Annotated in this window: 8 protein-coding genes; 5 read left to right on the top strand and 3 right to left on the bottom strand. The window is 69.0% G+C overall.

Going from position 1 to position 7,671, the window contains the following annotated elements; all coding sequences use genetic code 11:
- The 5 genes from QZ483_RS11570 to QZ483_RS11550 form a co-directional block, all read left to right on the top strand.
- Positions 1–408: ROK family protein (locus tag QZ483_RS11570; RefSeq protein WP_297084134.1), on the top strand; the 408-nt coding region annotated here is incomplete at its 5' end.
- Positions 405–1,388, top strand: a complete 984-nt coding sequence (locus QZ483_RS11565; protein WP_297084132.1) for an ABC transporter permease — start codon at positions 405–407, stop codon at positions 1,386–1,388. The genes QZ483_RS11570 and QZ483_RS11565, both read left to right, overlap by 4 nt.
- Before the next feature lie 12 nt (positions 1,389–1,400).
- Positions 1,401–2,624, top strand: coding sequence for an alanine racemase (locus tag QZ483_RS11560; RefSeq protein WP_297084130.1), 1,224 nt, complete (start codon positions 1,401–1,403; stop codon positions 2,622–2,624).
- Positions 2,621–3,373 carry an ATP-binding cassette domain-containing protein gene (locus tag QZ483_RS11555; protein WP_297084128.1) on the top strand — a complete coding sequence of 251 codons (753 nt, stop codon included), beginning with the start codon at positions 2,621–2,623 and terminating at the stop codon, positions 3,371–3,373. The genes QZ483_RS11560 and QZ483_RS11555 overlap by 4 nt, the downstream gene beginning before the upstream one ends.
- Before the next feature lie 26 nt (positions 3,374–3,399).
- Positions 3,400–4,425: an SIS domain-containing protein gene (locus QZ483_RS11550; protein WP_297084126.1), complete on the top strand. Its 1,026-nt coding sequence runs from the start codon at positions 3,400–3,402 to the stop codon at positions 4,423–4,425.
- Positions 4,426–4,503: 78 nt separating this feature from the next.
- On the opposite strand, the gene QZ483_RS11545 is transcribed toward QZ483_RS11550, so the two are convergent.
- From QZ483_RS11545 to QZ483_RS11535, 3 genes are all read right to left on the bottom strand, one after another.
- Complete coding sequence (locus QZ483_RS11545; RefSeq protein WP_297084124.1) at positions 4,504–6,366, bottom strand: BCCT family transporter; 1,863 nt, start codon at positions 6,364–6,366, stop codon at positions 4,504–4,506.
- 112 nt (positions 6,367–6,478) lie between these two features.
- A complete protein-coding gene (locus QZ483_RS11540; RefSeq protein ID WP_297084121.1) occupies positions 6,479–7,123 on the bottom strand; it encodes a Pr6Pr family membrane protein in 645 nt (214 codons plus the stop codon).
- 76 nt (positions 7,124–7,199) lie between these two features.
- Positions 7,200–7,538, bottom strand: a complete 339-nt coding sequence (locus QZ483_RS11535; RefSeq protein ID WP_297084119.1) for a hypothetical protein — start codon at positions 7,536–7,538, stop codon at positions 7,200–7,202.
- Positions 7,539–7,671: the final 133 nt, after the last annotated feature.

Raw genomic sequence — 7,671 nt, 5'->3', positions numbered from 1 at the left:
TGGAGCGAGGATCCGGCGGCGCTGGAGACTGGAGCCTACGAGCACAGCGTCGCCGGCCCGACGATAGGCGCCCGCGTGAGCGCCGCCCTCGGGCGTCCGGTGGACACCCCGGAGGTGTTCGACCTCGCCGCTCGCGGTGACGCGGCGGCGCTCGCGGCCCTCGACGAGTTCGCCCGATGTGCGGCCGTGGGCATCGCCGCGGTCGTCGCCGTCGTCGATCCGCCCGTCATCGTGCTCGGCGGTGGCATCGGACGGCGCAGCGACCTTCCCTCGCTCATCGAGCCATGGCTCGAGCACTACGGGTGCGGCCACGTCGTACTGCGCACCAGCTCCTTGGGGCCGTCGGGTCCCGTCATCGGCGCCATCCAGCGCGCCCGTCTCCATGTGATCCAGGAGGGACTCTCATGACAACGCTCGCCGCGCCGCCTCGCGACAACACCGTCGCCGGAGTGATGCGCCGCGTCCCGTGGCGCGCTTCGGTGGTGTACATCGGCTTCGTGCTCGTGTTCGCCTTCTTCTCCATCACCCAGACCGAGTACTTCCTCACGTCGACCAACCTCACGAACATCGTGGTCCAGGCAGCGCCCATCACCGTGATGGCGATCGGTGCCGTCCTGGTGCTGGGCATCGGCGCGATCGACCTGTCGATCGGCTCGACGGTCGCCCTGGCCGCACTCAGCACTGCCGTGGTCCTGGAGACGACCGGCTCGTGGTGGATCGCCGCCGTCGCGGGCCTCGTGGTCGGCGCCGCAGTGGGGGCGACGAATGGGTTCTTCATCACGGTGATGCGCCTGCCCTCGTTCCTCGTGACGCTCGCGTCGATGGGTCTCATCGCAGGGCTCGCTCGGCAGCTCACGGATCTGCAATCCGTGCCTGTGCTCGACTCGACCTTCGTCTGGCTCTTTGGAGGAGGCTCGCTGCTGGGCGTGCCGATCCTGATCTGGTGGACTGTCGCGGCAGCGCTCGTCGGCTGGCACGTGCTCCGTCAACGCCGGTTCGGAGCCCACGTGCTCGCCGTGGGCAACAACCCGCGTGCGGCGCAGGTCTCCGGCATCCTGGTCAATCGAGTGAAGATGGCCGTGTTCATCGTCTCGGGCATGACCGCGGCGCTCGCCGGAATCCTGTACGACGGCAGACTGGGGGGCGCCCGCTACACCCTGGGTGAGGCCGACCTGATGACTGTGCTCGCTGCGGTCATCGTCGGTGGCACCGCGCTCACGGGAGGCAAGGCGTCGATCGTGGGCGCGGTCGCAGGGTCTCTCCTGATGTCCATGATCAACAACGGTCTGATCCTCTCGGGCCTGAACGTCTCTCAGCAGATGATCGTGCGTGGCGCCATCATCCTCATCGCCGTCTCGTTGTCGCTGCGCGGCAAGAAGAGCCAGTAGGGAGTACCCACCTTGTTCCTCGATCTCATCCGTCGACGCAACCCGGCGCTGGTCCGCGATGCGGTAGAGCTCCACCGTTCAGGCGCGATCCCGCCCAACACCTCCGTGATCGATCTCGACGCCGTTCGCCGCAACGCGGACGCCTTCCTCGCCGAGTGTCGCGTCCATGGCGTCACGCCCTTCGCGATGACCAAGCAGATCGGCCGCAATCCCGATGTCTCCGCGGCCCTCGCGGCGCGCGGGATCACGCACGCCGTCGGCGTCGACCTCGAGTGTGCAGTGGCAGCTCGCGCCGGGGGTCTGCGCACGGGCCATCTGGGTCACCTCGTGCAGATCCCGCGCCACAGCGCCGGCCAGGCGGCCGCTCTTGAGCCGCTGTTCTGGACGGTGTTCAGCGAGGCCAAGGCTCATGAGGCCGCGGCGGCGTCGCGGGCTGCCGGACGCACGCAGGATGTCCTGCTCCGGATCGCGGCGCCGGGGGATCGCTTCTACCGAGGTCACGAGGGCGGCTTCGCGGCCGACGAGGTCGTGGCGGCTGCGGACGCCATCGACGCTATCCCAGGTTTGCGCTTCGGGGGTGTGACCTCCTTCCCGGCGACTCTGTTCGACGCCGAAGCGGGCGAGGCCCGCTCGACCCCCAATCTTGCGACGCTGACGCGCGCCAAGGAGCGCCTGCTCGCGGCACGTCGAGAGAACGTCGAGCTGAACGCGCCGGGGACGACGTCGACGTCGATCCTGGGGACTCTGGCTGCGGCAGGAGCGACCCAGGTCGAGCCGGGACATGGCCTGACGGGAACCACGCCTCTGCACGCTGTCGCCGACCTGGTCGAGGACCCGGCGATCGTCTACGTCTCCGAGGTGTCCCACCTCCATGGCGGTGAGGCCTTCGTGTTCGGCGGCGGTCTCTATGTCGATCCAGTTCTGGGCGACGCGTCCACGCGCGCGCTGGTGGTGGGTGAAGGGGTCGAGCCCGACGACGTGCAGCCCCGTCCGGTTGATATGCCCGCAGCCAACGCTATCGACTATTACGCGACGATCGGCGTCGACGCCGGGCCCGTGGCCGCCGGCGACACCGTGGTCTTCGGTTTCCGGCCGCAGGTATTCGTCACGCGCGGGCTGACCGCGGCGGTGAGCGGAGTCGGCACCGGTGCCCCTGTGGTCCACGGCATCTGGTCCGCCGACGGCTCGCGGCCCCTCAGTGTCGATCAAGCGCTCGCGTACGGAGGATCACGATGACTGCCACCCCCACCATCACCAGCCCGCTGCGCCTTGCCGGCATCTCGAAGCAGTTCGGCGCGGTGACCGCAATCCAGCAGTTCGATCTCGAGATCGAGCCAGGCGAGATCGTTGCCCTGGTTGGCGACAACGGCGCGGGAAAATCCACGCTCGTGAAGATCATCTCCGGTCTCTACCAGCCCACCAATGGAGAGATCTGGATCTCGGGCGAGCGGGCAGAGCTCTCCGATCCGTCCGACGCTCGGGCGCGCGGTGTCGAGGTCGTCTACCAGGACCTCGCGCTCGTCGATCTGCAGCCGGTGTACATGAACCTGTTCCTGGGGAGGGAGTTGACCCGTGGCCCGCTGCGCACGCTTGACCGCGCGCGGATGGCGCGCGAGACTCAGGAGCTCGTCGACGAGCTGGACATTCGGATCCCGTCGGCGAGGGCGCAGCTGTCCGACCTGTCCGGTGGACAGCGTCAGGGCATTGCGATCGCGCGCGCGACGCACTGGGCATCCGGGTTGGTCCTGATGGACGAGCCCACGGCCGCGCTCGGGGTCGCCGAGACTGCGCGCGTCGAGGAGACCATTCTCAAGCTCAAGGAACGTGGCGCGGCGGTGCTCATCGTGAGTCACAACATGGAGCAGGTCTTCCGTGTCGCGGACCGCGTCACCGTGCTTCGTCGCGGCACGCAGGTAGGCACGCGCGTGGTGAGCGAGACGAGCCACAACGAGCTCGTCGCGATGATCACCGGCCTCGCGTCATGACAGCAGGGCGGGTGCCCGGCGCTCACATGCGCGCAGAGATCGCCGAGCAGCCCCAGCGCTGGCTCGATCTGGCCCGAACCCAGGCAGACGCGCTCGATGCTGCCGCTCAGCTCATCGTGAGGCATGGGCCGCAGCTGTTGGTGTTCGCCGCGCGCGGCTCGTCTGACCACGCCGCCCAGTACGGCCAGTACCTGGCGCATCGGCTCCTCCGAACGCCTGCAATGCTCGCCACTCCCGCTTCCATGACGGTTGACGCTGTCGACTTGCACTATCCACGGGCCGTCATGCTGGCGCTGTCGCAATCCGGCGAGTCCCCCGATCTGCTCGCGACGGTGCAGTCTGCTCGCGACGCGGGTACGCCGGTGATCGCGTTCACCAACAGCCACAGATCGACACTCGCAGGGCTCGCGAGCGTGCACGTGCCCCTCGCTGCGGGCCCCGAGCGTTCCGTGGCGGCGACCAAGACCTACACGGCCGAGCTGCTGGCGGTGTTGATCGTGCTCGCGCGCGCGGCGGGCATCGACGTGCCCGACGTGTCGCACCTTGCGCGCGATGCCAGTGCCGTTCTCGAGGCGGCTGGCCGGGATGTGCCGAGGGTGCTCGAGTGGGCTGACAGCGAGCGGGTCCTGTGCGTAGGGCGCGGCACATCGATGAGTTCGGCGAAGGAGGCCGCGCTGAAGCTCATGGAGACCAGCGCGATCGCTGCCTCCGGCTGGAGCGCTGCGGATGCGACTCACGGACCGCTCGGTCAGGTGGTGCCGGGGACGCCGGTGCTGGCGTTTACGGCGGGCGCGGGGGCGACGTCGGTCATGGGATTCTCCCGAGCCGCGCGCGCCAACGGGGCGCGAGTCCTCCCGATTCTGGCGGCGCCGACGGATGAGGCGGTGGACGAGGCGCCCCTGGCGCACGTGCACGAGCTGTCCGTCGACTCGATGACCGCGCCGCTCCTTGAGATCCTTCCGATCCAGCGCTTCGCACTCGAGCTCGCTCTCGCCCGCGGGCTCGACCCCGACGCACCGCGTGGTCTGCGCAAGGTGACAGCGACGCGGTGAGCCACGGTGCGAGGCCTCCGACGTGGAGCCGCCCCCGCCACCTGCGATGAGGCGGACCGATCTCCGTGTGGGAGAAGTCTAGGATCTCTCGTCGTCGAGGGGACGGACGATCTCGTCAGTGTGGAGTGACTCGTACTCCGGGGGATCATCCACCGTGCCGGACTCAGTCTCCTGCGCGCTCGCCGCCGCCACGGCAGCTGCCTGCTTCGCCTCTGCGCGCTCCTGCTCCGCGCGCGCGGCCTGCGCCTTGGGGGGCATGAGCCACCTCCCCCAGTGTGGCAGGCGCGTGCGGTCGCCCTCCGGGTCCACCAGCGGACTCGTGGGCTCGAGCCCATACGACTCGCCGATGGTCTCCGTGATGTGGTCGACGAACTCCGCACGGTTGGCACGCAGGTAGGACTGTCGCTCGCGCCTGAACGCCTTGATGGTCGCCATGCACATGCCGATCATCACCAGAGAGAACGGCAGGGCGGTGATGATCGCGGCCGTCTGCAGGGCGGACAGCCCGCCGGACAGCAGGAGCGCGATCGCGACCAGCGCGGTCGTGCAGGCCCAGAACACGCGGATCCACCGCTTGGGGCTCTCGTCGCCACCGGTCGTCAGCATGGAAAGCACGAGCGACCCGGAGTCGGAGCTCGTGACGAAGAACACCGCGATGAGGAAGATCGCTCCGATGACCAGGGCGGTGCCTCCCGGCAGGAGTTCGAGCATCTCGAACAGCGACCCGTTGTAGTCGACGCTCCCGTCCGCGTTGAGGATGCCACCGCCGTTGTACAGCTCCTGGTAGAGCGCAGTGCCGCCCATGACGGAGAACCACAGCATCGTGATCAGCGTGGGGACCAGGAGGATGCCCCACACGAACTCGCGCACCGTGCGGCCCTTCGACACGCGCGCGATGAACACGCCCACGAACGGCGCCCACGAGATCCACCAGCCCCAGTAGAACGTGGTCCACGACGCCTGCCACGCCTCGCCCGCCGCGGCCTGGAACGCGGACACGTTGAACGCGAGTCCCACGAACTCCTGGATGTACGCGCCGATGGACTGCACGAACTCCCGCATGAGGAACGAGGTGGGCCCGGCGAACAGGACGAACAGCAGGAGGAACAGTGCGAGCGCGAGGTTGATGTTCGACAGCCACTTCATGCCGCGCTGCAGGCCGGTGACGAGCGAGAAGATCGTGATGATCGTGATGATGACGATGAGGATGATCTGGGTGCTGGTGTCCGGCTGGGCGAGGTTGATGCTCTCGAGGCCGGAGGAGATCTGCAGCACGCCCAGGCCCAGCGAGGTGGCGACACCGAACAGCGTGCCGATGACGGCCGTGACGTCGATGACGTTGCCCCATCCGCCCTTGATGCGCTTGCCGAGCAGAGGCTCCAGCGCATAGCGGATCGAGACCGGTCGCCCGCGCCGGTGCACCGCATAGGCGATCGCGAGACCGACGGCGATGTAGATGGCCCAGGCGTGGATGCCCCAGTGGAGGAAGGTCTGCGCCATCGCCTGCTGCGCGAGGCGTTCGGGGGACCCCGTCACGCCCGGGCGGGGGTCCGCGAAGTGGGCGAGGGGCTCACTGACGCCGTAGAACACCAGGCCGATGCCCATGCCCGCCGCGAACAGCAGCGCGAACCACGAGAACATCGAGAACTGTGGCAGGTCGTCGTCCTTGCCCAGCCTGATGTTGCCGAACTTCGAGAAGCCCATCACGAGCGCGAACACCACGAAGGCCGCGGCGATCAGGACGTAGTACCAGCCGAAGCCGTTGATGATGCCGGCCTGGATGGAGTCGAAGAAGCTCTCCGCGACGCCGGGCGCCACGATGGCGAAGACCACGAAGCCCAGGATGATGATGGCAGCCGGCCAGAAGACCCACTTGGCGAGCGTCTTCGAGGTCATGGGCTGGCTGGCCTGAGCGGCCGAGGACGAGTTGCTCGTGGTCATCGCGATCGAGCCGCATCGACGTGGGGGTGCGGCTTCCTCCCTGCCGTCCACGCTAGTGCCAACGCCGGTCGGCTGCGAGCGGATCGCGCCGACACAGGCCGAATACCTGGGTCTACGCCGCGTCCACCCGCCGGGACTGCGGCATCTCCGCGTGTGCATCGGCCGGAACCACCGCGCGCCACCGCGACAGCTGCGTGAGGGCCACCGTGATCGCCAGCCCGACCATGATGAGGCTCGCGATCACGATCGCGAGCGGTGCGTAGCCGTTGACAGGGTCCAGGAAGGGGTACGGCACCCATCCGTCGGTCGCTCCCCGCACCAGCACCACGGCGATCCACGCCAGCCCGAAGGCGAGCACGATCCCGACGCCGCGCAGCGGCAGGGGACGGCGTGGGCCCTCGACCAGCCAGTCGACCACGAGCACCACGGCGCTCAGACCGTGGATGATCAGGTTGGCCCAGGGGTGCGAGACGTTCTCGTGGGTCAGCATGGTCCAGTACACCGCCGTGACGATCACCAGGTAGGTGGCGACGGACACGCGCGCCCACTCCACCCACACGGGGCGCTCGCGCCCGGTGTAGCGGAGCGCGATCAGCAGCACGGCCGCCGCCAGCAGGTTCGTCTGGTTCGTGAAGTACCCGAAGAAGTCGAAGAACCGGAAGTCCCCGTTCGAGACCGACGTCCACAGGTTGGCCCCGATCGCAGCCAGGATGGCGGCAGGCGCGAGCGCGCGCCAGGTCAGCACCAGTTCCCTCATGGCGCCGATGCTAACCCGAGCGCGGAAGCCCGATTGACGCGCACCAGGGAGGGCGGCGCCGGCGCCTGAGTGCGTGCTAGTCCCCGGGGACCGCCTGCCGAGCGCCCCGCGCTACCAGTTCCCGGGCGAGCCTGCGCGCGTGGCGCGACCCGCGCATCGGCCGGATGCGGAACGTGCCGGGCACGGGGTGTCTCACCTCCAGCCCGTCACGAAGGCCGCGCCAGCGCGGCGCGGCGGCGACGGTCAGCTCCGTCACCGGCAGCGACCATTCGAGCCCTTGGCGCGGCACCCACCGGAGGGCATCGGTCACCTCGATCAGGCCGACGCGGTGGTCGCCCAGCCGTGTCGCGCCCAGGCCGTGGTCGCCGCGGTCGAGCGTCGCCTCGCACTCCCACCGGCGCCGCACCGCCGTCACGCTCCGGAGTCGACCGCGATCGACTCGCGGTGGCGCGAGGACGGCGTCACGAAGCCGACTGCGGCGAGCACCACCACGGTGACGGCGATCGCCACGGTCGCGTCGAGCCGGGGCAGCCACATCGTGGCTGCGA

It is taken from the genome of uncultured Demequina sp. (assembly GCF_913055775.1).
Classification (GTDB): Bacteria; Actinomycetota; Actinomycetes; order Actinomycetales; family Demequinaceae; genus Demequina.
Note: the sequence above shows the minus strand (reverse complement) of the source record. Positions and strands in the feature narration are given on the sequence as shown.

Coding starts and splice junctions, on each gene's coding strand:
- QZ483_RS11565 (WP_297084132.1), top strand. CDS start 405: ATGACAACGCTCGCCGCGCCGCCTCGCGACAACACCGTCGCCGGAGTG.
- QZ483_RS11555 (WP_297084128.1), top strand. CDS start 2,621: ATGACTGCCACCCCCACCATCACCAGCCCGCTGCGCCTTGCCGGCATC.
- QZ483_RS11550 (WP_297084126.1), top strand. CDS start 3,400: ATGCGCGCAGAGATCGCCGAGCAGCCCCAGCGCTGGCTCGATCTGGCC.
- QZ483_RS11545 (WP_297084124.1), bottom strand. CDS start 6,366: ATGACCACGAGCAACTCGTCCTCGGCCGCTCAGGCCAGCCAGCCCATG.
- QZ483_RS11540 (WP_297084121.1), bottom strand. CDS start 7,123: ATGAGGGAACTGGTGCTGACCTGGCGCGCGCTCGCGCCTGCCGCCATC.